25 protein-coding genes and 2 tRNA genes are annotated in these 23,062 nt (G+C 44.5%); 6 read left to right on the top strand and 21 right to left on the bottom strand.

Features of this window, described 5'->3' with window-relative positions; genetic code table 11:
* Positions 1-35: 35 nt before the first annotated feature.
* From H5300_RS06375 to mutY, 5 genes are all read right to left on the bottom strand, one after another.
* A tRNA-Thr gene (locus H5300_RS06375) sits at positions 36-111 on the bottom strand.
* A gap of 74 nt (positions 112-185) precedes the next feature.
* A tRNA-Phe gene (locus tag H5300_RS06370) sits at positions 186-261 on the bottom strand.
* 103 nt (positions 262-364) lie between these two features.
* On the bottom strand, positions 365-1,498 hold the full coding sequence (gene mltC / locus H5300_RS06365) for a membrane-bound lytic murein transglycosylase MltC (protein WP_151408003.1): 1,134 nt from the start codon (positions 1,496-1,498) through the stop codon (positions 365-367).
* A 69-nt stretch (positions 1,499-1,567) separates the two neighbouring features.
* A complete protein-coding gene (locus H5300_RS06360; protein ID WP_004735465.1) occupies positions 1,568-1,840 on the bottom strand; it encodes an oxidative damage protection protein in 273 nt (90 codons plus the stop codon).
* Between the two features lie 28 nt (positions 1,841-1,868).
* Entirely contained in the window at positions 1,869-2,930 is a 1,062-nt protein-coding gene (gene mutY, locus H5300_RS06355; protein ID WP_182795652.1) for an A/G-specific adenine glycosylase, read from the bottom strand.
* Positions 2,931-3,095: 165 nt separating this feature from the next.
* Here mutY and trmB point away from each other — a divergent pair, with 165 nt between their 5' ends.
* Both trmB and glsB read left to right on the top strand, forming a co-directional pair.
* Positions 3,096-3,815 carry a tRNA (guanosine(46)-N7)-methyltransferase TrmB gene (gene trmB, locus H5300_RS06350; protein WP_029222028.1) on the top strand — a complete coding sequence of 240 codons (720 nt, stop codon included), beginning with the start codon at positions 3,096-3,098 and terminating at the stop codon, positions 3,813-3,815.
* Positions 3,816-4,000: 185 nt separating this feature from the next.
* Entirely contained in the window at positions 4,001-4,921 is a 921-nt protein-coding gene (gene glsB, locus H5300_RS06345; protein ID WP_004735469.1) for a glutaminase B, read from the top strand.
* An 81-nt stretch (positions 4,922-5,002) separates the two neighbouring features.
* Here the strand turns inward: glsB and hemW are convergent, their stop codons facing one another.
* The 7 genes from hemW to H5300_RS06310 all read right to left on the bottom strand — a co-directional run bounded on the left by hemW (position 5,003) and on the right by H5300_RS06310 (position 9,868).
* Positions 5,003-6,190, bottom strand: a complete 1,188-nt coding sequence (gene hemW / locus H5300_RS06340; protein WP_182795651.1) for a radical SAM family heme chaperone HemW — start codon at positions 6,188-6,190, stop codon at positions 5,003-5,005.
* Positions 6,190-6,789 carry an XTP/dITP diphosphatase gene (locus tag H5300_RS06335; protein ID WP_108093311.1) on the bottom strand — a complete coding sequence of 200 codons (600 nt, stop codon included), beginning with the start codon at positions 6,787-6,789 and terminating at the stop codon, positions 6,190-6,192. The genes hemW and H5300_RS06335 overlap by 1 nt, the downstream gene beginning before the upstream one ends.
* Before the next feature lie 48 nt (positions 6,790-6,837).
* Positions 6,838-7,269, bottom strand: a complete 432-nt coding sequence (locus H5300_RS06330) for a DUF4426 domain-containing protein (protein WP_004735472.1) — start codon at positions 7,267-7,269, stop codon at positions 6,838-6,840.
* Between the two features lie 28 nt (positions 7,270-7,297).
* On the bottom strand, positions 7,298-7,588 hold the full coding sequence (yggU, locus tag H5300_RS06325; RefSeq protein WP_009847703.1) for a DUF167 family protein YggU: 291 nt from the start codon (positions 7,586-7,588) through the stop codon (positions 7,298-7,300).
* A gap of 29 nt (positions 7,589-7,617) precedes the next feature.
* Positions 7,618-8,175: a YggT family protein gene (locus H5300_RS06320; RefSeq protein ID WP_004735475.1), complete on the bottom strand. Its 558-nt coding sequence runs from the start codon at positions 8,173-8,175 to the stop codon at positions 7,618-7,620.
* 75 nt (positions 8,176-8,250) lie between these two features.
* Complete coding sequence (gene proC / locus H5300_RS06315) at positions 8,251-9,069, bottom strand: pyrroline-5-carboxylate reductase (protein ID WP_182795650.1); 819 nt, start codon at positions 9,067-9,069, stop codon at positions 8,251-8,253.
* 94 nt (positions 9,070-9,163) lie between these two features.
* A complete protein-coding gene (locus tag H5300_RS06310; RefSeq protein WP_136994590.1) occupies positions 9,164-9,868 on the bottom strand; it encodes a YggS family pyridoxal phosphate-dependent enzyme in 705 nt (234 codons plus the stop codon).
* 26 nt (positions 9,869-9,894) lie between these two features.
* On the opposite strand from H5300_RS06310, the gene H5300_RS06305 reads away from it, so the two are divergent.
* Positions 9,895-10,932 (top strand): type IV pilus twitching motility protein PilT, encoded by a 1,038-nt coding sequence (locus H5300_RS06305; RefSeq protein WP_182795649.1) that lies wholly within the window; start codon positions 9,895-9,897, stop codon positions 10,930-10,932.
* A gap of 14 nt (positions 10,933-10,946) precedes the next feature.
* Positions 10,947-12,056 carry a PilT/PilU family type 4a pilus ATPase gene (locus H5300_RS06300; protein ID WP_182795648.1) on the top strand — a complete coding sequence of 370 codons (1,110 nt, stop codon included), beginning with the start codon at positions 10,947-10,949 and terminating at the stop codon, positions 12,054-12,056.
* Positions 12,057-12,114: 58 nt separating this feature from the next.
* On the opposite strand, the gene H5300_RS06295 is transcribed toward H5300_RS06300, so the two are convergent.
* From H5300_RS06295 to rsmE, 5 genes are all read right to left on the bottom strand, one after another.
* Positions 12,115-12,276 (bottom strand): hypothetical protein, encoded by a 162-nt coding sequence (locus tag H5300_RS06295; RefSeq protein ID WP_017090793.1) that lies wholly within the window; start codon positions 12,274-12,276, stop codon positions 12,115-12,117.
* Between the two features lie 98 nt (positions 12,277-12,374).
* A complete protein-coding gene (gene ruvX, locus H5300_RS06290) occupies positions 12,375-12,797 on the bottom strand; it encodes a Holliday junction resolvase RuvX (RefSeq protein WP_004735480.1) in 423 nt (140 codons plus the stop codon).
* Positions 12,798-12,846: 49 nt separating this feature from the next.
* Entirely contained in the window at positions 12,847-13,410 is a 564-nt protein-coding gene (locus H5300_RS06285; protein WP_004735481.1) for a YqgE/AlgH family protein, read from the bottom strand.
* 116 nt (positions 13,411-13,526) lie between these two features.
* The gene (gshB, locus tag H5300_RS06280) at positions 13,527-14,477 is read right to left on the bottom strand and encodes a glutathione synthase (protein ID WP_004735482.1); all 951 of its coding nucleotides are present in this window, start codon (positions 14,475-14,477) and stop codon (positions 13,527-13,529) included.
* A 9-nt stretch (positions 14,478-14,486) separates the two neighbouring features.
* Positions 14,487-15,218, bottom strand: a complete 732-nt coding sequence (gene rsmE, locus H5300_RS06275; protein ID WP_017077778.1) for a 16S rRNA (uracil(1498)-N(3))-methyltransferase — start codon at positions 15,216-15,218, stop codon at positions 14,487-14,489.
* A 194-nt stretch (positions 15,219-15,412) separates the two neighbouring features.
* Between rsmE and H5300_RS06270 the strand changes: the two genes are divergently transcribed.
* Entirely contained in the window at positions 15,413-16,759 is a 1,347-nt protein-coding gene (locus tag H5300_RS06270; protein ID WP_182795647.1) for a hypothetical protein, read from the top strand.
* A 68-nt stretch (positions 16,760-16,827) separates the two neighbouring features.
* On the opposite strand, the gene H5300_RS06265 is transcribed toward H5300_RS06270, so the two are convergent.
* The 4 genes from H5300_RS06265 to metK form a co-directional block, all read right to left on the bottom strand.
* Complete coding sequence (locus H5300_RS06265; RefSeq protein ID WP_182795646.1) at positions 16,828-17,559, bottom strand: endonuclease; 732 nt, start codon at positions 17,557-17,559, stop codon at positions 16,828-16,830.
* Positions 17,560-17,656: 97 nt separating this feature from the next.
* Complete coding sequence (locus H5300_RS06260; RefSeq protein WP_017090797.1) at positions 17,657-18,157, bottom strand: SprT family zinc-dependent metalloprotease; 501 nt, start codon at positions 18,155-18,157, stop codon at positions 17,657-17,659.
* A 77-nt stretch (positions 18,158-18,234) separates the two neighbouring features.
* Entirely contained in the window at positions 18,235-19,032 is a 798-nt protein-coding gene (locus H5300_RS06255; protein WP_004735486.1) for a DUF2189 domain-containing protein, read from the bottom strand.
* Between the two features lie 368 nt (positions 19,033-19,400).
* A complete protein-coding gene (gene metK, locus H5300_RS06250; RefSeq protein WP_004735487.1) occupies positions 19,401-20,555 on the bottom strand; it encodes a methionine adenosyltransferase in 1,155 nt (384 codons plus the stop codon).
* Between the two features lie 377 nt (positions 20,556-20,932).
* Between metK and tkt the strand changes: the two genes are divergently transcribed.
* Positions 20,933-22,927 carry a transketolase gene (gene tkt / locus H5300_RS06245; protein WP_108196373.1) on the top strand — a complete coding sequence of 665 codons (1,995 nt, stop codon included), beginning with the start codon at positions 20,933-20,935 and terminating at the stop codon, positions 22,925-22,927.
* Positions 22,928-23,062: the final 135 nt, after the last annotated feature.

The raw sequence follows: 23,062 nt of genomic DNA, 5'->3' as shown, positions 1-23,062 counted from the left end.
GCTGCTCTACCGACTGAGCTATCGAGGCAAAAGAATGGTGCCGACTACCGGAGTCGAACTGGTGACCTACTGATTACAAGTCAGTTGCTCTACCTACTGAGCTAAGTCGGCACACTAAATTCTTTATGCTTTTGTTCGTGTTGCTACTCCCTGTTAAAGAGTAATGACACCAACAAATCAAATTGTGGTGCCCGGAGGCGGAATCGAACCACCGACACGAGGATTTTCAATCCTCTGCTCTACCGACTGAGCTATCCGGGCAACGGAGCGCTATTAAACGGATTTTCTGCATAACCGTCAACACCTTTTTTGAAAATAATTAAAAAAAACGTTCGTTAGTTGTTTTTTTATTCAAAAGTGAGGCTTACGTTTTACCTTGGTTAAAATCTTTCTTGAATTTTGTTACTTTTTCTAAGTATCGACGCGACTCTTTGTTTGGGTGTTTCCTTGTCAGTGCCCAGTAAGCTTGACTAGGTTGCAACGAATTTAAGTCACGCATTGCTCGCTTTCGGTCTTTGCTGAAGGTATTTAGTACGCCACCAGTGCCACCGTTGTATGCTGAGATCATGCTGTATTCAAGCGTTGTTGGGTGCTGCACGTCCTTCAAATAACGATTTTTAAGGATGTAAAAGTACGCAGTGCCAGCATCAATGTTGTTTTCTGGATTGAATAAGTACTCAGGACTTGGTTCTCCAGGTTTCTTTTTGACGAGTTTAAAGACATCTCGGCCTGCCGTTTTTGGGACCACCTGCATAAGACCATAAGCGTTCGCCCAGCTCACGGCATATGGATTGAAACTGCTTTCTGTTTTGATGATTGCGTAAATCAAGTCTTCAGGAATGTCATAACGTTGAGATGCGCGACGAACGATATCGGCGTACTTATAGCTTCGTTTGCTGGCGTGATCGGCCACCATTGGAATTTCGACGTAATACGCTTTTTTAAAGTCGACTTCCTTGGTTTTTAAGTTATTAGCGATCAAGTAATCGGCAAACTTGTTCGCGCGCCATGTCCATTGGATTGGCTTCTTATCTTGATCAACGACTTGGTTATAAAGGAAAGGTTGACCTTCTAACTTGATGCTTTTGGAAGAGAATAGATCGACATTCGCAGGATCATCTGGCGTCAAAAGTGTCGTCATGATTGCATTTTTGAGGTGTTTTTTAGGATCCGTTGAGGAGACGGTTTCAACTGTGATCAGGCCTTGGCTAAAGTTCACTTCTGAACGGCTCAAGTAATTATCTATGTATTTCACATAGTTACTCTTGCCCGCCATCTTTACTTCACTGCTGCCCCAACGTTTTTGGATATTGCCAGAAAAGCTATTAATTAAAGAATCTAATGCCCCAGTGTCTTTTTCAAATTGACCGGGTAGCTCCGCTAAATTACTGACAAATCGGTTGGTTGGTTCGTAATTAACGTCATAAATGCTTTCGACAAATTCACGACTGCATCCGGTTAACAACATGGCTGTTAGGAAGTAACTTAGCTTTTTCATAGTTCCTCATACAAAAATGACATCGCAGCGTTAACCATGATGTCACTAAAATTTGCTTAAATAAATGTCTTATTCGCTTGGTGGAGTGTAGCCATCAATAACGACATCTTTACCTTCGAAAAGGAAGTTAACCATCTCAGTTTCAAGAAGTTTACGATGTTCAGGATCCATCATGTTTAGTTTCTTCTCATTGATAAGCATGGTTTGCTTGCTTTGCCATTGTCCCCAAGCTTCTTTAGAGATGTTGTCAAAGATACGCTTACCTAAGTCACCTGGGTAAAGTTGAAAATCTAGGCCTTCAGCATCTTTTTGAAGGCGAGCACAAAATACAGTGCGGCTCATAGTGGTTCCTCTTATCGCGTTCGTTGATTCAAACGTCGTCGTTCAGTTCAAAGGGTAGGCTCTCAATAAGCTGCTTTACAGGAGCGGCTAGGCCAATTTCTTCCGGTTTTGATAAGTTATACCAGAGACCTTTAGTCCCTTCCATTATCAAATCTGGTTGTTTATCTAATTTTACTAATACAGGTGTGATATCTAAGTGGTAGTGGCTGAAAGTATGTCGAAACGCAATCATGGTCTTGATCGAGTCGGTTTCATTGTCTTTGATCGAACGAAGATCTAATTGATGTTCGATCTCTGCGTTTTCATTTTGAGGGAAACAGAACAGTCCTCCCCAGATACCAGACTGAGGGCGTTGTTCGAGCCATACTTGATTGTCGTGGTACAGAATCACAAACCATGTTTCTTTTATTGGCTTTTCTTTCTTAGGCTTCTTACCAGGGAAATCGAGCTGTTTATCGAGCTTCTTAGCTTCACACATGCTTTCAATCGGGCATAAGGTACATTTGGGTTTGCTACGGGTACAAACCATCGCACCCATATCCATCATGGCTTGATTGTACTTATCGACATCTTGATTGGGAGTGTGTGCTTCTGCGTGTTCCCAAAGCTGGTTCTCGACTTTCTTTTGCCCAGGCCAACCTTCTACTGCAAAGCTTCTCGCCAAGGTGCGCTTGACGTTGCCATCAAGAATCGCATGAGGGAGTTTATGCACAGAGGACAGCACTGCAGCGGCAGTAGAGCGTCCAATACCCGGTAGCGCGTTCATTTCTTCGATAGAAAGCGGAAATTCACCACCGTATTGCTCGGTAACAATCTTGGCAGCCTTATGTAAGTTACGAGCTCGCGCGTAATAGCCAAGCCCTGTCCATAAGTGCAGCACCTCATCTTGTTCGGCGTTCGCTAGGTCAATAACCGTTGGAAAGCGTTCTAAGAAGCGCTGGTAGTATGGAATCACCGTGGCGACTTGAGTCTGCTGAAGCATGATTTCAGATAGCCAAACGGTGTAGGCGGTTTTGTTTTGTTGCCAAGGTAATTCTTTACGCCCAAAGGCGTCATACCACTTTAATATGGCGGTTGCGAAAGGAGTCACGACATGCTCTATGCTTTGCTATTATTAGGAGTGAAATTGCACCACACTTACGGTTGGATGTAAAACAGACAAATTGTGTGGGAATTTATCCACGGAAAGACTTGCACCGGAGGCAATTCTTTGGATAATCCCCGCTTTGATTAATCAATGTGCAGGCAAAAATCAATGAGTGAAGTGACCACTAACGAATATACTGAAGACGGCAAACTGGTTCGTAAGATCCGTAGTTTTGTTCGCCGCGAAGGCCGCTTAACAAAAGGCCAAGAAAACGCGATGAATGAATGTTGGCCAACAATGGGTATCGACTACAACCCAGAGCTTCTTAATTGGAAAGAAGTGTTTGGCAACGACAACCCTGTTGTACTAGAAATTGGCTTCGGTATGGGTGCATCACTGGTTGAAATGGCAAAGAATGCGCCTGAGAAAAACTTCTTAGGTATTGAAGTTCACAGCCCAGGTGTTGGTGCGTGTTTAGGTACAGCTCGCGATGCTGGCGTAACTAACCTGCGTGTAATGTGTCACGATGCAGTAGAAGTATTTGAACACATGATCCCAGATAGCAGCCTGCATACGCTGCAACTGTTCTTCCCTGACCCATGGCATAAAGCTCGTCACCACAAACGTCGTATTGTTAAGGCTGAGTTTGCTGAGATGGTTCGCGGTAAGCTGCAACTTGATACTGGTATTTTCCATATGGCAACAGACTGGGAAAACTACGCAGAACATATGATTGAAGTGATGAACGTAGCTCCAGGCTTCAAGAATATCGCTGAAGATGGGGATTACATTCCTCGTCCGGATGAGCGCCCACTAACGAAATTTGAAGCTCGTGGCCACCGTTTAGGTCATGGCGTTTGGGACATTAAGTTTAAGCGTACTAAGTAGTTCTGAATCAAATTAAGTGAAGGTGAATCCGACTTAGGATTAAACCCTACACTTTATGGGATTGATTAAAGCCAACATTATTGTAATGTTGGCTTTTTTGTCCTTAGGCTTTTATCAAATTAGAAGTTTAAGGACAAAACTGAATGTCACACCCCTACAAAAATAACAATAAGAAGTAAGCTCACATGAAACCAACTCAAGCTATTTTAGCCGAGATTTTAGACGAAGTTCGTCCCTTAATTGGTCAGGGAAAGGTCGCTGACTATATTCCTGCATTGGCTCGCGTCTCGAACCAGAAACTGGCGATTGCGGTATACACCAATGAAGGTGAAGTCATTCAAGCTGGCGATGCCGATGAAGCCTTTTCCGTGCAATCAATCTCTAAAGCTTTAAGCCTGACGTTAGCGATGGTGTTGTATAAGCCGGAAGAGATTTGGCAACGAGTAGGGAAGGAGCCTTCAGGACAAGCCTTTAACTCGATGATTCAGCTTGAGATGGAACACGGCATCCCTCGTAACCCGTTTATTAACGCAGGTGCGATTATCGTTGCTGACTTATTGCAAAGCCGTCTATCTGCACCAAGACACCGTTTATTAGAATTTGTACGTCAGCTATCAGGTGATACTCATATTGTGTATGACAAGGTTGTGGCGGCTTCTGAAATGATGCACAGCGATCGCAATGCTGCCATCGCTTATTTGATGCGTTCATTTGGTAACTTTGAGAACGATGTTATTCCCGTACTCAACAATTACTTCCATGCTTGTGCACTTAAAATGACCTGTGTTGATTTGGCGAAAACCTTTAGCTACTTGGCGAACAAAGGTGTGTCAGTACAGACCAAGAAAGAGATCATCACTCCAGTTCAAACCAAACAGCTGAATGCTTTGCTTGCGACATGTGGTTTGTACGATGGGGCGGGAGAGTTTGCTTATCGTGTTGGTATGCCAGGAAAGTCTGGTGTTGGCGGCGGGATTATTGCGATTGTTCCTGGCGAAATGACGATCGCGGTGTGGTCTCCGGAACTGGACGCGTCGGGTAATTCACTAGCGGGAACTCAGGCTTTAGAATTACTCTCTGAGCGTATTGGTCGTTCTATTTTCTAAGCTCTAAGCTCTAAGCTCTAAGCTCTAAGTTCGACAAAAAGCCTCTCGTGATGAGAGGCTTTTTGCATTCTAGCGTTCGAACTATTCGTCTTCTTCAGCCATAAAGGCTTCAAGCAAATCGTTTAAGAAGAGTTTTCCTTTTTCAGTGATCTGCCAATGGCTGTCGGTTTCATGGAGATAACCGAGATCTTTAGCCCACTCTATCGTTGGCTGAATCGAATCAAACTCTAACCCAGTCGTATCAATGAAGTCTTGTTTTGGACACGCTTCCATTAGCCTGAAGCGGTTCATGAAGAACTCGAAAGGGCGGTCCTCATTAGGTACTTCAAGTTCATCCGACAGATAGGGCTTCACCAGATTCTGATACGCGGCTAGGTAGCCTCTAGGGTGTTTAACCTTAGTGGTGCGAACAATACGTCCATCTGCAAAGCTCAGCTTGCCATGAGAGCCACAGCCAATACCTAGGTAGTCACCAAAGCGCCAGTAGTTGAGATTATGCTGACACTGATATCCCGGCTTGCTGTAGCCTGAAATTTCGTACTGTACATAACCTGCGTCTGCGAGCTTCTTATGGCCTAAGTCGAAGATATCCCAAAGGTCATCATCGTCAGGTAGCTTTGGTGTTTTGTAATAGAACATGGTGTTAGGTTCTATTGTTAGCTGATACCAAGATAAGTGTGGAGGATTGAGCTCGATCGCTTTGTCCAAATCAGCCAAGGCTTGATCAATGCTTTGATCGGGTAAGCCGTGCATTAGATCTAGGTTGAAGCTATTCAATCCGATTTTATGCGCTAAATGAGCAGCGTTAACAGCTTCATCTTGCCCATGAATACGGCCAAGCCTTTCCAGCTTCTCTTGCTCAAAACTTTGCACACCCACCGAGATTCGAGTTATTCCTGCTTTTTGGTAACCAGCAAAACGCTCAGCTTCGATAGTTCCCGGGTTGGCTTCCATGGTAATTTCTATTTCAGGTTTGAACGGGATGCGCTGTTTAATGCCTTGCAGCAATCGACCGATTCCTTCTGGAGAAAATAAACTCGGCGTGCCGCCACCAATAAAGATCGAATGCAATGGGCGAGGTGCGTCATTGAGTTGGTACTTTTCGATATCGGTACCGAGATCCTCAAGTAGAGCATCGATGTACTCTTTTTCAGGAATCTCGGCTTTTAGAGCATGAGAGTTAAAATCACAATACGGACACTTTTGTACACACCATGGGATGTGGACATAGAGGCTGAGTGCGGGTGGTATTAGCGCTGCATTGTGCATTACAGAGCTTGCTCCTTGAGAGTCTTGAATAATGACGCGAGGGCTTTACCACGGTGTGACAGTTGCTTCTTACGCGACGATTCAAGCTCGGCTGAGGCGCAGTTATCTTCTGGTACAAAGAATACAGGATCGTAGCCAAAGCCATTCTCACCGTGTTCTTCAGTCAGAATACGACCTTCCCATTTACCGTGACATACTAATGGAGTCGGATCGTTTTCGTGACGCATTAGCACCAATACACAGTGAAAACGAGCTGTGCGTTTTTCAACGTCGACACCTTGCATAGCATCTAACAGCTTTTCGATGTTCTGTTTATCAGTCGCCCCTTCACCTGAGTAACGCGCTGAGTAGATACCGGGTGCACCATTAAGGTAATCAACTTCTAAGCCAGAATCGTCTGCGATGGCTGGTAGCCCCGTCTCTTTCGCAGCGTGGCGAGCTTTGATGATGGCATTTTCAATGAAAGTTGTTCCCGTTTCAGCGACTTCTGAAACATTAAACTCATTTTGCGCGACAACGTCGAAACCAAACTCAGACAGAATATCTGCCATCTCGCGAACTTTGCCTTGGTTGCCTGTTGCTAAAACAATCTTACTCATGGGGATGTGGCTCTAATAAGTTAATGACTAGAAATGTGAGCTTTGAAGCTACTCTTCTATATAGAATTTTTGTGTGAAACGCAGTGGACCTGTGCCTTTCAAACCTGCGTTAACATCGATATTAAAAGTGATGTTTTCTTCGTGAGTGATAGGAAATTCAGCGAGGTAATAAATCGCATCGCCTTCCTTTATTTCACGGAAGTTAAGCGTACGAGTGTTACCTACTAGGTTTCTCGCTGTTCCCGTAATTTTAGCCGTTGTCGCAGGTTTTCCTAGGGAAGCGTTGTCTAGCACGCTGATGTTTAGAATCGCAGAGTATCCGTTTCGTTTCAGCTTATATTGCTTAGCGACCTGCGCAGTTAAAAACGTGGAATTGAAAGCCGAGTAATGAACCTCGACATCCTTGATACTTTTAAACTGTCCTGCCGAGCTTGGTAGGGCAATCAGAGCGGTGAGTAGTGCAGTTATCCATAGACGCATAATGACTCCAATAAATAGCAAAAAGCCATCATAGGATGGCTTTGACTTCAGTTGGGATCTGACTTGGTGAGCATATTCGAACTTGCTTATGCCGACCGAGCTCTCCCTTTTCTATCTTAATTTGCCCTTTCGCGACCTTAAATTGTTTCGCAAGGTATTTCGCTAAGTGAGCATTTGCTTTGCCATCAACCGGTGGTGCAGTAATGGCAATTTTCAGTTCCTCTCCGTGCAAGCCGACAATCTTGTCTCGGCTTGCTTTGGGTTGGATATAGAGCCGAAGAAGAATATCGTCTTCTTCGGCCCAAACTGCTTTTGGCATCGTCAAAGTACCTGAGGTTCGTACTTGAATTATAGCTGATACCAAATAGGACCGATCATGTCGCCCATTAGGAAGTTCGCAAATTGCAGAACAATGAACAGAACCAGCACACTTAGGTCGAAGCCACCCATATCAGGAAGGATACGGCGAATTGGCGTTAGCATTGGTTCTGTTAACTGATGGAATACGTATTCGATTGGGCTACGGCCTTGGCTAACCCAACTCAGGATTGCACGGATCAGTAGAACCCAGAAAATTAACCCACCAGCCGCTTTGAGCAGAGATAGTGCGCCAAAGATCAGGAAGCTGATATCAAATACAGCCGCACCGCCAGAGATAATCAAGTTTAGAGCGACGAACTTAAGTACACACAGCACATAAGCGAATACAACAGTCGCAAGGTCAAGGCTGCCTATTGATGGAATAACTCGGCGTAGTGGGGCAACAACCGGTTGTGTCGCTTTTACGATAAATTGTGAGAACGGGTTGTAGAAATCTGCACGTGATGCTTGTAGCCAGATACGCAAGATCACAACCATGATGTAAAGATCAAAAACGGTCGAGATCAGAAAGCTCATCGAATTCATATTGTTTCCTTTTTCGGATTTACTTGCCGCTAGGTATCACCCGAACGGCACAATGCTTTTGTACTGTAACGAGTATTAAAACAGTTTTTCCATCTCTTCAGCTCGAGCAACCGCCGCTTGCATGGCTTTCGCTACGATATCTGATAGTTGATGGTCGTTAAACGTGCGCAATGCTTCTGCGGTCGTTCCGCCTTTTGAAGTCACTTGCTCACGCAGTGTTGATAATTCAGTATTTGGATTTGCTACCACCATCTCTGCCGCGCCTAATGCAGACTGCTGCACTAACTTACGAGCGGTTTCTTGGTCAAAACCTTGGTTAATTGCTTCAGCTTGCATCGCCTCCATAAACAGGAAGAAGTAAGCCGGGGCACTCCCCGCCGCCGCAATGATGTTGTTGATACCAGACTCTTGTTCAACCCAGCTTACTTCACCTACGGCTTGCATTAGCTGAGAAGCGAACTCTTTATCGCTCAGACTAACCGTTGAGTCAGCATAAAGGCCACTCATCCCCTTACCAAGCAGTGATGGCGTGTTTGGCATAACACGTACAAGGTTTAGCTGGTAGTTTAACATCTCATTGAGTCGATTCGCATTAATACCCGCGGCAATTGAGATAACCAGTTTGTTGCTGAAGTCGATATCTTGTAAGGGTTTACATACATCAGCCATCATTTGTGGTTTCACGGATAGCACAACAACGTCTGCTTGCTCTGCTGCGGCAATATTATCGCTGGTGGTATTGATGCCGTACTCTTGCTCTAACGGCAGCCTTCTGGTGTCTGAAGGGGCTGTGGCCGTAATCTTTTGTGCTGGGTAACCACTCGCCACTAAGCCCGCTACAATTGAGCGAACCATATTTCCCGCCCCAATAAAGGCGATATTCTTATGTTCCATATATAAAATCCTGAGCGTGTCGCTGCGCGGTTAAAGCGAAGCGGTATCAATACTTGTACTTGTACTTGTACTTGTCGTTAGTTACTTACTAAGACTATTTCGTGTAATCACGAGCACCGAAGATAGCCGTTCCAATACGAACCATTGTGCTACCGGCCTCAACTGCTGCATCCATATCACCACTCATACCCATCGAAAGGGTATCTATGTTTGGATACTTCACGGCTAGCTTGCCTTTAAGATCCGCCAGCTGAGAAAATGCATTAAGCTGAGATTGATAGTCAGATACGTTTGCAGGAATCGACATCAATCCTCTTAAAGTGAGGTTAGGGAGCGACGAAATCAACTCCGCGAGTGCAAAAACTGTTTCTTCTGACGTTCCAGACTTGGATTCTTCACCACTGGTGTTTACCTGAATCAAAACTTGCAAAGGTGGAAGTTCGCTTGGTCGTTGATCACTAAGTCTTTGCGCGATCTTATCGCGTTCAACAGAATGTACCCATTGGAAGCTTTCTGCGATTGGGCGGGTTTTATTGGATTGAATTGGGCCAATAAAATGCCACTCTAAATTTAGGTTAGAATGTTGTTCTGAAAAGTGTTTTACTTTATCAACACCTTCTTGAACATAGTTTTCACCAAAGGCAACTTGGCCTCCGAGTGCGGCTTCTAGAATCGCATCAATAGGTTTAGTTTTGCTGACGGCTAAAAGTTGCACGGACTCTGGAGCTCGTCCGCACTTTTGCTCAGCACTACGTATCTGTGAGGTGATTTGTTCGATATTTTGTTGAATACTACTCATAGCTGACTTTACTTAAGGGAAAATAAATGGATATCACTGAGTTACTAGATTTTAGTGTAAAGCATAACGCGTCAGATCTACATCTTTCTGCGGGTGTATCTCCAATGGTACGTATAGATGGTGAAGTAAGGAAGCTTGGAATACCAGCTTTGAGTCATGCTGATGTGCATCGTTTGGTTTTTGAGATCATGAGTGATTCACAACGCGGTGAGTTCGAAGAAAAACTGGAAGTCGACTTCTCTTTTGAATTACCCAACGTTGGTCGCTTCCGTGTTAATGCTTTTAACCAATCTCGTGGCTGCTCTGCTGTGTTCCGTACCATTCCAGTAGAGATTCCCACCCTTGAACAGCTAGGGGCTCCTGAGATCTTTGAAAGAATATCTAATTATGAAAAAGGGCTAGTATTGGTCACTGGGCCGACTGGTTCAGGTAAGTCGACAACTTTGGCAGCGATGGTGGATTACGTTAACCGTAACCATAATAAGCATATATTGACGATTGAAGACCCGATCGAATTTGTTCATACCAACAACAAATGCCTAATCAACCAACGAGAACTGCATCGCGATACTCACAGCTTCAAAGCGGCATTGCGTAGTGCGTTGCGTGAAGATCCAGACGTAATCCTTGTCGGCGAACTTCGTGACCAAGAGACTATCAGCTTAGCGCTAACTGCAGCAGAAACGGGTCACTTAGTTTTTGGTACTTTGCACACGAGCTCTGCGGCAAAAACCATAGACCGTATTATCGATGTATTCCCGGGTAGCGACAAAGACATGGTGCGTTCAATGTTGTCTGAATCGTTACGTTCGGTGATTGCCCAGAAGCTGTTGAAGCGTGTTGGTGGCGGTCGTGTGGCTTGTCATGAAATCATGATGGCTACACCTGCGATCAGAAACTTGATCCGTGAAGATAAGGTCGCGCAGATGTATTCGATTATTCAAACGGGGGCGGCACATGGTATGCAGACCATGGAGCAAAATGCGAAGCAGCTGATGGCTCAAGGCTTAGTTGATTCAGAAGAGGTCGAGAAAAAGATCGAAATTGAAACCTCAATGTTTTAATCAAGGTGGACAAAATGGAATTGAATCAAATCCTTGAGGGGATGCTTTCTCAAAAGGCATCGGATCTTTATATCACCGTTGATGCGCCTATCCTGTTTCGTGTCGATGGTGAACTGCGACCTCAAGGCGAGAAATTGAATGCGGCTCAAGTATCTCTGCTTCTTGATGCGATGATGGATCAAGATCGACGCGATGAATATCAGCAAACGCGTGAGGCTAATTTTGCCATCGTACGTGAGTTTGGTCGTTTTCGTGTGAGTGCATTCTTTCAGCGAGAGCTACCTGGAGCGGTCATTCGTCGTATCGAGACTAACATCCCAACCTTTGAGCAATTAAAGCTTCCTGATGTACTACAAGACCTTTCCATCGCTAAGCGTGGACTTGTGCTGGTGGTTGGGGCAACAGGTTCTGGTAAATCAACCTCGATGGCCGCAATGACAGGCTATCGTAATACCAATCGCTCGGGGCATATTTTGACGGTTGAAGATCCGATTGAATTCGTACACGAACATAAAAAGTGCATTGTGACACAACGTGAGGTTGGGCTAGACACCGAGAGCTATGAAGTTGCGCTTAAGAACTCTTTACGCCAAGCACCGGATATGATCTTGATTGGCGAAATCCGTAGCCGTGAAACCATGGAATACGCGATGACCTTTGCTGAAACGGGTCATTTGTGTATGGCAACACTGCACGCGAATAATGCCAACCAAGCGTTAGAACGTATTCTTCACTTGGTGCCGAAAGAGCAAAAAGAGCAATTCTTGTTTGATCTGTCGATGAACCTGCGTGGTGTGGTCGCTCAGCAATTAATCCGAGATAAGAATGGCAGCGGTCGCCATGGCGTGTTTGAAATTCTACTCAACAGCCCGCGAGTGTCTGACTTGATTCGTCGTGGTGAGTTGCATGAACTAAAAGCGACGATGGCTAAATCGAAAGAGATTGGTATGCAGACCTTTGACCAAGCTTTGTATGACTTGGTGCTTGCAGGCAAGATCAGTGAAGAAGACGCATTCCACAGTGCTGATTCCGCGAATGACTTACGCTTAATGCTAAAAACCAGACGTGGTGATGATGACTACGGAACCGATGCTTTGGCTGGCGTGAAGATTGATATGGGTTAGATTGATGCTGAATACTAAAAAAACCGCTGTGAAGGCGGTTTTTTTTGGTCTGGATATATTAGTGGTTGCCGTAACTATTGTTGTTACCAGAATATCCTCGTTCTTTCTCTAATTTGATTTTTGTCGGATATTGTTCACCGGTATAACCTGCTGAGCCTCCGCTCATAGAGCTACATGCTGTGATTGCTAGAGAAGCGAAGATGACTAGAAAAATTTTCATATGAACTCCCACGTCCTTATTATGAATTGCACTGACACTACGGCGTGAAATTCGTGTGGGATCATAAATTAGCTCAAATGTTAATCACTTAGTTTTAACTAAGAATATTGTGCTTCAAACCAACTTTCTAGAATCACAACTGCGGATTGGTTATCGACATTACCTTTGCTTAGTGCTTTATAGCCGCCCATTTCAAAAAGGTCGGCCCTTGCTTCTGTCGTAGAAAGTCTCTCATCATGCAGTTCAACATCGACACCAAAGCGTCCTTTAAGACGGTTAGCGAATTTTTTCGCCCTTGGTGTAATCGCGGCTAGATCTTTACCATGAAGGTCGGTAGGAAGACCAACCACGATAAGATTCGGCTGCCACTCCTTGATTTGCTTTTCGATGTCATCCCAGTTCGGGATGCCATCTTTCGCCTTAAAGGCTTTTAAAGGGCTGGCTGTGCCTGTGATCTCTTGTCCTATCGCACTGCCGATACTTTTTGTACCGTAGTCAAATGCCATAATTGTTCGTGACATGGGGTTTCCAAATTAATCTGTGTTTGAGAGTTTATATACTGAGTCTGAGTTAGGCGTGACCAGCGTCAGCAGAAAGCTGAGCGGCATTAATACCTAACATCTGCACTGCGACTTTCCAGCGGTCTGAAATTGGCGTATCGAAGATGACCTTTGGATCAGCTTCTACGGTTAACCATGAGTTTTCAGTCAGTTCGGTTTCCAGTTGCCCAGGTTCCCACCCTGCATAACCAAGAGCGACTAGATAATTCATCGGTTCATCTTCTGTACCTAATACCATCAAGATATCTTTTGAGGTTGTCACCGATATTTGATCCGTCATGCTGATACTGGATTGATAGCTGCCTTTAGGTTTGTGCAAAATAAACCCACGGTCTTCTGCGACCGGCCCACCATTCAATACAGGCTTATCAAGACTTGCTTGGTTGGATTTTGGCTGATCAGAATCAACCTCAACTTGTTTAAGCATGCTACCGACAGTGACATCGATAGGGGCGTTGATCATCAAACCCATCGCGCCTTCGTCATTGTGCTCACAAAGGTAAATCACCGAATTTTGAAAGTATGGGTCTTTCATTCCGGGCATAGCAACCAGAAAGTGGTTCGTTAAATTCATAGAGCCTCCTGCCAGTGTGTTCCCAGTAAAGGAAAAAGAGCGGCGTAAAGCCGCTCATTGTTCTTTGCCTAGATATTTCTGTGTTTTCGAATAGCTAAGGCTTTCTTTAGTTTAGGCTATTTAGCGTTAACGCGACGCTCAATTGCATCCATTAATTTACCTGTAACTGAAATATCAAAAGCGGCTTCAATTTCACGGATACAAGTAGGGCTAGTCACGTTAATTTCAGTCAGCTTGTCACCGATAACATCAAGCCCAACAAAGATTAAGCCTTTCTCTTTCAGTGCAGGAGCAACTGCTCTTGCGATAGCCCAGTCTGTTTCACTTAGAGGACGAGCTTCACCTGTACCGCCAGCAGCAAGGTTACCTCGAGTTTCCCCTTTTGCAGGAATACGCGCTAGACAGTAAGGCATTGGCTCACCGTCAACCACAAGAATACGCTTATCACCATTGCTGATGTCAGGAACAAAAGTTTGTGCCATTGCGTAGTTCTGACCGTGGTTGGTCAAGGTTTCAATAATAACTGATACGTTTGGATCGCCTTCTTTCACACGGAAGATAGACGCGCCGCCCATGCCATCAAGTGGTTTTAGAATCACGTCACCGTGTTCTTCTCGGAACGCTTTAATTTTTTCAGCTTTACGAGTCACGATGGTGGTCGGTGTCAGTTCAGGGAACCATGCCGTGAACAACTTCTCGTTACAGTCACGTAGGCTTTGTGGTTTGTTGACGATCAGTGCGCCGTTCTCTTCAGCACGCTCAAGAATGTAAGTTGCGTAGATGTACTCAGTATCAAACGGAGGATCTTTACGCATTAGTACCGCATCTAAATCGGATAGCGCGATAGTCTGTTCTGATTTGAACTCGTACCAACCGTTTGGATCTTCTTTTAGTTCAACAACCTTAGTGTCAGCAATGGCTACGCCTTGATCTAAATGTAGATCATCCATTTCCATGTAATGGATTTCGTAACCACGACGCTGAGCTTCAAGCATCATGGCAAAGCTAGAGTCTTTTTTGATGTTAATGGATGAAATTGGATCCATTACGATGCCAAGTTTGATCATTTTTTTCTCCTAGCCTAGATCGCCAAAACGGACTTGTAAGGCAGTAATTGCGGTTAGAGCTGCTGTCTCGGTACGAAGTACACGTGGCCCGAGTAGCGTCTCTTCAAATTTGTATTGTTCTGTCATGCCGATCTCTTCAGCTGACAATCCACCCTCAGGACCTATCAATAGGCGCACCTTACTGATCGGCTCTGGAAGGGTATTAATTGAGTATTTTGCACGAGGGTGCAGGTTTAGCTTTAACGCTTCACTCGGTTCGCTGCACCACTCTTCAAGTTGCATGATTGGGCGAATAACGGGAACCGTATTACGGCCAGACTGTTCACATGCCGCGATAGCAATCTTTTGCCACTGTGCGAGCTTTTTCTCGAAGCGTTTAGTATCAAGCTTAACGCCACAGCGCTCTGAAATCAGCGGGGTAATGGTGTTGACACCAAGCTCAACCGATTTCTGAATCGTGAATTCCATTTTGTCGCCACGTGAAATCACTTGGCCTAAATGTAAGTCTAACGGAGATTCGCTGCTACGTTCGATACGTTCAGTAACATTAACTGTGACGTTCTTTTTTGATACTTCAGCAATTGTCGCTGGGAATTCAGCACCACTGCCATCAAATAGAAGAACATCTTGACCTTCTTTCATACGAAGGACTCGACCAACATGACCCGCGGCATCTTCGCCTAAAGCGAGTGAACCTAACTGATGAATGCGTTCTGGGTGATGGATACGAGGGATTCTCATGCTGGTAAACCTATAAATAGTGTCATTTGGGTATTTTGTCTCTGCCTAACATGGATGCTAAGTAAAGAAAAAACAAGTAGCGAACAAAAATAGGCGAGAGATCTTATCCTTATGATTTAGAGTTTGAAATTTATAAAGCCAATAAATACAATTCAACCGATTGAATATAAATATAATTAATAAAGGCTTTATCTATGTTTTGTATGAAAAGACGTTCTATTTTAACGTGTGCAGTCAGTAGCTTATTTTTGGCGGGTTGTGGTGGTGGATCGGATTCATCTTCCGATGTTCCTGCTAGTATCGTGTCACCTAATGTGAACGGAACGCCAAGTTTAGCGTCTGTTTCGACTTACCAAACTTCGAGTATGTCGAAGGATATTGAAGAGTGTTCAAAAGCATTTTTAGTGAATAGCTCTTGTGATTTATCGGTAATAAAGCCTCTTGGGGTTAATCAAGTAAATGTGACAATTGAGCAGATTCAAGAAAGGTTAGTAGTGTCCCATCAGTGGATGGCCGACAGTTTTATCGAAGCATTAAAAGGAATTAATGACCAAGATTTACTGAATCTTTTCAAGCCATTAAACAGCATTGTGATCAGTTATGATATCCGCCCATCATTTTACACAACGTCTACAGCATCTATGTATATAGACCCTAAGTATGTATGGCGCAATAAAAGCGAGTGGGATTCCATTCATAAGCAGGAAGATTATCGAAACGGTTTTCAAACAGAGTTTAAATTCGATAAAGCTCAGCGCTATGTTCATGAAGCAACAAATGACTATATCTCTTATTCAAATACCTATACCCCATTAAGGAATGAATCGAGAGAAGCGAATCATATTGCTCCTGGTTTATTTAGGCTCCTTTCTCATGAACTTGCACACGCGAATGATTTCTTGCAAGAGCACGACCTGACTCAAATCCCTTCTTATGGGTATATCACTAACTATATTCATCCGTTAAAAAAATTAAATCACGAGCTTATTGAAAGGGATCCTTTAACTTCAAATCTGCTTAAAAAAGCGGCTCAAATTGCCTTTCAAGGTGAATCAATGACAAACGAAATTAGACGACTTACAGGAGAGGTTGCCGGGGATGCATTTGAAGCCGATAAAGCAGCGGCATTCTACTCTTACTCAAGTCCTGCTGAAGATGTGGCTATGCTCTTTGAAGCTTACATGATGTACAAAAAGTACCGCGCTTTGTCTGATGTCGCTTTTCTTAGTATTCCACAAATAGAAGATTATTCATGTAACGACTGGAAAGTGCAGTGGGGCCAGCGTTCTCGTTTATCTGATAACGATGTTCAAGATCGAGCCGTGTTTGTTGCTAGTGGTATATTGGGTAAGTCAGAGCTGACGATTAGAGCTGAATTGTCTTCTCTTCCTGCCGCTCCTGAAGTGTTAAGTGTTGGGCAAGGTTGGTGTTCAAGTCAGAAATTTATGGATGTAAACCCGGAGGCGCGCTCCGTTATTTCGGCGGCTTCAATGACAGGTTTTAGTGAAAATACTCGTTATCTAGAAGACTTAGAAAACTAAACTTAATAATAGAGCAATAAAAGTGATTGTGGCCCTGTGTAACAAGGGCCTTTTTATCTTGCTGGCTATTATTTACAGCTTTCAAATACAAATGGGTTGTGATTCCCCTGGATGGTATGGATTCGCTCATCACGAGTACATTCCCACTTATCGACAGGGAATTGATTGTTCCACGCCATCATCAGGTTAGTCTGCTGCTTAGAGAGCTTGAAATCATACTCTTGGCTCATGTAAAGATAAGTACGCGCGATAGAACCTTTTGCTCTGTCTGGCGGCATAACCTTACGCTGTTTGAAGTTGACCTGCATTTCACATTGACCATAGCTCACGCCATCCATTCCATTCCACTGACTGAAATTGTAATTGGAGCGATCACCGTTAACCTCGCCAATCGCCGGAGTCAGGTTATGAAGATCGGCTTCCATTGATTTGAATATTTTGTCATTGCGAGTGCAGTTCTTACGTCCGCCATCCTGCCAGCACTGACGCTGGTGGCCAAATTGCCAAGCTGGAACCACGTGTTCCCACTCAATACGCGAAGCGCGTTTTTGCTGTTTTCTCACTTGATAACCACAGCCATCGAGGTCGGGGATACCTTTCTTTTTGTCTTTCCAAGTGATGTCACAACCACAATAAAATGAAGTCGGGTGATCGAGATAAATCTTCACTGCTTCTTTTTTTGCTTTAGAGAATGAGCTTGGTGGAGCAGCGAAAACGCTTTGGGTTACTAGTAGGCCAAATACTATTGATAGGTAGAAAGACACCGATAGGCCAAATGCTTTTTGAGTGGTTTTTTGCATGGAAAAAGACTGATGAAAGTATGATAAACAACAGTCTAGCACTCAAATGTTAGTTCTCTCTATTACATTTATCCGCGTTACCTTGTGAGCTTAAGACTTAGCTTAATTGAAGGCCGGTAAAAGCTAAGGTTTGCTGACATTGTTGGCAACGATAAGTTGATTGGTTACGGATGACTTTGTTGTGTCTTCTAATCGACAGGGGATAAGTAGTGCAATTACAGCGGTACTCAAAGGTTTTTCCCTGAACTGAGGTTATCTCTAAGCTGTGGGTGGTTCTGGCCGGTACATTGAATACCTTTTCCATCACATATTTCCACTCATTCCCGTGAGGCCTAACTCGTCCGAATACCTGATGTGTGATCAGATGTGCGAGTTCATGAGGCACAACTTCGTTAATAAAGGCGTCTTCATTTTCGCTGAATAGCACTTGGTTGAGTTTGATCTCGTTTAACTGAAGGTAGGCTTTTCCCGCTGCCTTTCCTCTTAACTTGTAAGTGACGGTTGGGCATGGAAATTCACGAGAAAAATGTTGATTAGCGATAGCTAGGCATTCGCCCAGTTTCTTATTTACTCGATGTTGTTGCGGGGTGTAAGACAAGCGTTGTTAACTCCAAAAAAAGCCTCAGCGTTTAGCTAAGGCCTCATCATAACATTGCTCATCGATCGTGAAACGATTTAAACGTGATGTTTCTTCTTGATGATTTCGTGGTAAGCATGCCATGTTCCGTAACCAAGCAATGGCATCGTTACAATCATACCGACACCGTAGGTCGCAAAGCCGACTAAGATACCAGCGCCAATGATACCAGCCCAAACGACCATCGCAGGGATGTTTGATTTAACAGCGTTGAAGCTAGTAAAAATGGCACTCATTACATCTACACGTCTTTCCATCATCAATGGAATCGAAAATGCTGAGATGCTAAATATCAGGCTCGCGATAACCAATCCAATCACCGAACCCGTAATCAGGAATGGTGCAAACTCGCTTAATGGTGCTCCTTGTACGGAAGGGTAGAGCGCATGCAATAACGCAGCAATCCGCATCCAAAAGATCATTGCAACCATTAACACAATCGCAAAGGCCCATTGGTGGGTGGAGTTGCGAGTAATTGCTTTCATTGAGTGGAACAAGCTTGGGGAATGTCCTTTCTCTCTTTCCCAGCTTGCGTCATATAGGCCAAGAGCAAGAAAGGGTCCTATCAACATATAGACTATCAAGCTTGGCATAACGACTAGGTGTGTTCCTTGCCATTGGACTAATTGCACGATGGCGATGGCCGCAGCCATGAAACACAATCCGTAAAATGCGCTGATTATTGGCATTTTCACTAAGTCATGCAGTGCAAGCGATAACCAGTGGAATGGGGCTGATATGCTTACTTGGTTACAAGGAATAGTGCGAGCGTAATCCTGATCGCTGACCTTGTGTTTCTTATCGTTTAGTTCGGATGGGTGCACGGTACGAGGCATAGATCCCCCTAGTTAAATAACGTCCTAGTTATAATTCCACAAGGCTCAGAGATGTCGCTTACGAGAGCGTTATGGTGTTGAGCTAAACTGCTCTTTGTCATCCCAGTTATTGTTCTTGCGTACATTTAACGAGCGTTATCAGATTGAATTAATTTAAGTTAAATGTGAGCTTGATCGCCTAGGAGTTACCTTAACTATTGTCAGTAGTGCTAGAAAACACAAATTATCAGCGAATTTTTATACTAAGTGGTTAACGGTAAAGAAGACTTGGACTGGGTGTTCTAGCAGGGAAATGTTTGGTAAGTACATAAAAATAAAGCCCTTACTAAGAAGTAAGGGCTTTAAAGAAACAAATCGCAGTGGCTAAATTATTTTAGGCCAGCGAAGTCCGCAAGGATTGCTGCTTTGTCCGTCGCTTCCCAAGGGAACTCTTCACGACCGAAGTGGCCGTATGCTGCCGTCTTTTTGTAGATAGGCTGAAGAAGGTTCAGCATTTCTTGAAGACCGTATGGACGTAGGTCGAAGTTTTGACGAACAGCTTCAATGATGATCTCGTGAGCTACTTTTTCAGTACCAAACGTCTCAACCATGATAGATGTTGGATCTGCAACACCGATAGCGTAAGACAATTGAATCTCACAACGGTCAGCCATACCAGCAGCAACGATGTTTTTCGCAACGTAACGCGCTGCGTAAGCTGCAGAACGGTCAACTTTTGATGGATCTTTACCAGAGAATGCACCGCCACCGTGACGAGCTGCGCCGCCGTAGGTATCAACGATGATCTTACGACCTGTTAGACCACAGTCACCCATTGGGCCACCGATTACGAAACGGCCTGTTGGGTTAATGAAGAAGTTAGTGTCTTTGTTGATCCACTCAGCAGGAAGTACTGGCTTGATGATCTCTTCCATTACCGCTTCACGTAGGTCAGGTGTTGTTACTGAATCACAGTGTTGAGTTGAAAGAACAACTGCGTCGATACCAACAATCTTACCTTGGTCGTATTGGAACGTAACTTGAGATTTCGCATCTGGGCGAAGGAAATCAAGCTTGCCGCTCTTACGTACTTCAGCTTGCTTCTTAACAAGAAGGTGAGAGTAAGTAATTGGAGCTGGCATTAGGATTGGTGTTTCGTTAGTCGCGTAACCAAACATGATGCCTTGGTCGCCTGCGCCTTGATCTTTAGGATCGGCTTTATCAACACCTTGGTTGATGTCTGGAGACTGCTTACCAATTGTGTTTAGTACTGCACAAGAGTCTGCGTCAAAGCCCATATCAGAATGAACGTAACCAATTTCACGAACTGTTTCACGAGTGATTTCTTCGATATCAACCCATGCAGACGTTGTTACTTCACCGCCAACCATAACCATGCCGGTTTTTACGTAAGTCTCACAAGCAACACGTGCTTTTGGATCTTGTTCCAAGATGGCATCAAGAACAGCATCAGAGATTTGGTCTGCAATTTTATCTGGATGGCCTTCTGAAACAGATTCAGAAGTGAATAGGTGCTTAGCCATGAGAGCTCCACTTTTAGTTTAGTTTTTAGTTGCAAATAGTTAAATGCAAATAATTTCAGGCGTCGCAAGCTAGGAAGCGCCGCCATTAAATACAGTATATTTTGTAGGTGTTTCTACATCTAGACGGCTATTCTAAATTCCAGCGGTCGAATTACAAGCTCTTTTTTATGATATGTCATAACTAAACGTTTGCGTATCGGTCGAGATAAGGCATTGCGAAGTGATGTAAATGTTCGAAAATTGCGAAAAATGACCGTTAAAATGCCAGTAAAACGTTTGCAGTCGCTAAAGTCGTTTGAGAGAATACCCGCGCTAATAAAAATGAAAATTTTAGCATCAATCTCTTTTTTAAATCGCTTATGTACTCAGGAGCAGACATGCCTTCTCGTAAAGATCTAGCCAATGCAATTCGCGCACTTAGCATGGATGGCGTTCAACAAGCAAATTCAGGCCACCCTGGCGCACCAATGGGTATGGCTGACATCGCTGAAGTTCTTTGGCGTGGTCACTTGAACCACAACCCAGCAAACCCAGAGTGGGCTGACCGCGACCGTTTTATTCTGTCTAACGGCCATGGTTCAATGTTGATTTACTCTCTGCTTCATCTTGCAGGTTACGAGCTTTCAATTGAAGACCTTAAGAACTTCCGTCAACTGCACTCTAAGACTCCTGGTCACCCTGAGTACGGTTACGCTCCTGGTATCGAAACAACGACTGGTCCTCTAGGTCAAGGCATCACTAACGCTGTTGGTATGGCGATGGCTGAAAAATCATTGGCTGCACAGTTCAACAAAGAAGGCCACGACATCGTCGATCACTTCACTTATGCATTCATGGGTGATGGTTGTCTGATGGAAGGTATTTCTCACGAAGCATGTTCTCTAGCAGGTACGTTAGGTCTTGGTAAGTTGGTTGCTTTCTGGGATGACAACGGTATTTCTATCGATGGCGAAGTTGAAGGTTGGTTCTCTGACGATACACCTAAGCGTTTTGAAGCTTACGGCTGGCACGTAATCCCAGCCGTTGATGGTCACGATGCTGACGCTATCAACGCGGCTATTGAAGCGGCTAAAGCGGATCCTCGTCCAACACTTATCTGTACTAAAACTATCATCGGTTTTGGTTCTCCAAACAAAGCGGGTACGCACGACTGTCACGGTGCTCCACTAGGCGCTGATGAAATCACAGCAACTAAAGCGGCACTTGGTTGGGAACACGGTCCTTTCGAGATTCCAGTTGATATCGCAGCTGAGTGGAATGCGAAAGAAGCGGGCGCAGCGAAAGAAGCAGCGTGGAATGCTAAATTTGACGCATACGCAGCGGCTCACCCAGAGCTAGCAGCAGAATTCAAACGTCGTACAAACGGCGAACTACCAGCTGAGTGGGAAGAGAAAGCAAACGCAATCATTGCTGACCTTCAAGCTAACCCAGCTAACATCGCTTCACGTAAAGCGTCTCAAAATGCTCTAGAAGCGTTCGGTGCTATGCTACCTGAATTCATGGGCGGCTCTGCTGACCTTGCGCCTTCAAACCTGACTATGTGGTCTGGCTCTAAGTCTCTTGAAGCAAATGACTTCTCTGGTAACTACATCCACTACGGTGTACGTGAATTCGGTATGACGGCTATTATGAACGGTATCGCTCTGCACGGTGGTTTCGTACCATACGGCGCAACGTTCCTAATGTTCATGGAATACGCTCGTAACGCAATGCGTATGGCGGCTCTGATGAAAATTCAGAACATCCAAGTTTACACGCACGATTCGATCGGCCTAGGCGAAGATGGTCCTACTCACCAACCGGTTGAGCAGATCGCATCTCTACGTCTGACTCCAAACATGAGCACATGGCGTCCATGTGATCAAGTTGAGTCTGCTGTTGCTTGGAAACTGGCAATCGAGCGTAAAGATGGTCCTTCTGCACTTATCTTCTCTCGTCAAAACCTTGCACAACAAGATCGTGACGCTGAACAAGTAGCAAACATCGCGAAGGGTGGCTACATCCTGAAAGATTGTGCTGGCAAGCCAGAACTAATCATCATTGCAACGGGTTCTGAAGTTGAGCTAGCGGTTAGCGCTGCTGCTGAACTAACCGCTGAAGGTAAAGCGGTACGCGTAGTATCTATGCCTGCAACTGACGCGTTTGATAAGCAAGACGCTGAATACCGTGAGTCTGTACTTCCAGCTGACGTAACAGTACGTATTGCTGTAGAAGCTGGCATCGCTGACTTCTGGTACAAGTACGTTGGTTTCGGTGGCAAGATCATCGGTATGACAACGTTCGGCGAATCTGCACCAGCAGGCGAGCTATTCAAGATGTTCGGTTTCACTACTGAAAACGTAGTAAATACAGCGAAAGAACTTCTTGCTTAATCATTGATTATTAGCCTTGTGCGAACAATGAAATGAATTAAAAAAACCGAGCTTTAAGCTCGGTTTTTTTGTATCTGGGGTTTGTTATCACTTAGACTAAGGCTTACAAGCAACAGATCAATCTGTCATAAGTAA

The organism is Vibrio sp. SG41-7, from assembly GCF_014164465.1.
GTDB classification, from domain to species: Bacteria; Pseudomonadota; Gammaproteobacteria; order Enterobacterales; family Vibrionaceae; genus Vibrio; species Vibrio splendidus.
The sequence above is the reverse complement of the archived record's forward strand: the minus strand, read 5'-3'. Positions and strand labels throughout refer to the sequence as shown.

What these genes read in the sequence shown, in the direction of transcription:
- mltC (WP_151408003.1), bottom strand. Translation starts at nt 1,498, where the DNA reads ATGAAAAAGCTAAGTTACTTCCTAACAGCCATGTTGTTAACCGGATGC.
- H5300_RS06360 (WP_004735465.1), bottom strand. Translation starts at nt 1,840, where the DNA reads ATGAGCCGCACTGTATTTTGTGCTCGCCTTCAAAAAGATGCTGAAGGC.
- trmB (WP_029222028.1), top strand. Translation starts at nt 3,096, where the DNA reads ATGAGTGAAGTGACCACTAACGAATATACTGAAGACGGCAAACTGGTT.
- glsB (WP_004735469.1), top strand. Translation starts at nt 4,001, where the DNA reads ATGAAACCAACTCAAGCTATTTTAGCCGAGATTTTAGACGAAGTTCGT.
- hemW (WP_182795651.1), bottom strand. Translation starts at nt 6,190, where the DNA reads ATGCACAATGCAGCGCTAATACCACCCGCACTCAGCCTCTATGTCCAC.
- H5300_RS06335 (WP_108093311.1), bottom strand. Translation starts at nt 6,789, where the DNA reads ATGAGTAAGATTGTTTTAGCAACAGGCAACCAAGGCAAAGTTCGCGAG.
- H5300_RS06330 (WP_004735472.1), bottom strand. Translation starts at nt 7,269, where the DNA reads ATGCGTCTATGGATAACTGCACTACTCACCGCTCTGATTGCCCTACCA.
- yggU (WP_009847703.1), bottom strand. Translation starts at nt 7,588, where the DNA reads ATGCCAAAAGCAGTTTGGGCCGAAGAAGACGATATTCTTCTTCGGCTC.
- H5300_RS06320 (WP_004735475.1), bottom strand. Translation starts at nt 8,175, where the DNA reads ATGAATTCGATGAGCTTTCTGATCTCGACCGTTTTTGATCTTTACATC.
- proC (WP_182795650.1), bottom strand. Translation starts at nt 9,069, where the DNA reads ATGGAACATAAGAATATCGCCTTTATTGGGGCGGGAAATATGGTTCGC.
- H5300_RS06310 (WP_136994590.1), bottom strand. Translation starts at nt 9,868, where the DNA reads ATGAGTAGTATTCAACAAAATATCGAACAAATCACCTCACAGATACGT.
- H5300_RS06305 (WP_182795649.1), top strand. Translation starts at nt 9,895, where the DNA reads ATGGATATCACTGAGTTACTAGATTTTAGTGTAAAGCATAACGCGTCA.
- H5300_RS06300 (WP_182795648.1), top strand. Translation starts at nt 10,947, where the DNA reads ATGGAATTGAATCAAATCCTTGAGGGGATGCTTTCTCAAAAGGCATCG.
- H5300_RS06295 (WP_017090793.1), bottom strand. Translation starts at nt 12,276, where the DNA reads ATGAAAATTTTTCTAGTCATCTTCGCTTCTCTAGCAATCACAGCATGT.
- ruvX (WP_004735480.1), bottom strand. Translation starts at nt 12,797, where the DNA reads ATGTCACGAACAATTATGGCATTTGACTACGGTACAAAAAGTATCGGC.
- H5300_RS06285 (WP_004735481.1), bottom strand. Translation starts at nt 13,410, where the DNA reads ATGAATTTAACGAACCACTTTCTGGTTGCTATGCCCGGAATGAAAGAC.
- gshB (WP_004735482.1), bottom strand. Translation starts at nt 14,477, where the DNA reads ATGATCAAACTTGGCATCGTAATGGATCCAATTTCATCCATTAACATC.
- rsmE (WP_017077778.1), bottom strand. Translation starts at nt 15,218, where the DNA reads ATGAGAATCCCTCGTATCCATCACCCAGAACGCATTCATCAGTTAGGT.
- H5300_RS06270 (WP_182795647.1), top strand. Translation starts at nt 15,413, where the DNA reads ATGTTTTGTATGAAAAGACGTTCTATTTTAACGTGTGCAGTCAGTAGC.
- H5300_RS06265 (WP_182795646.1), bottom strand. Translation starts at nt 17,559, where the DNA reads ATGCAAAAAACCACTCAAAAAGCATTTGGCCTATCGGTGTCTTTCTAC.
- H5300_RS06255 (WP_004735486.1), bottom strand. Translation starts at nt 19,032, where the DNA reads ATGCCTCGTACCGTGCACCCATCCGAACTAAACGATAAGAAACACAAG.
- metK (WP_004735487.1), bottom strand. Translation starts at nt 20,555, where the DNA reads ATGGCTAAGCACCTATTCACTTCTGAATCTGTTTCAGAAGGCCATCCA.
- tkt (WP_108196373.1), top strand. Translation starts at nt 20,933, where the DNA reads ATGCCTTCTCGTAAAGATCTAGCCAATGCAATTCGCGCACTTAGCATG.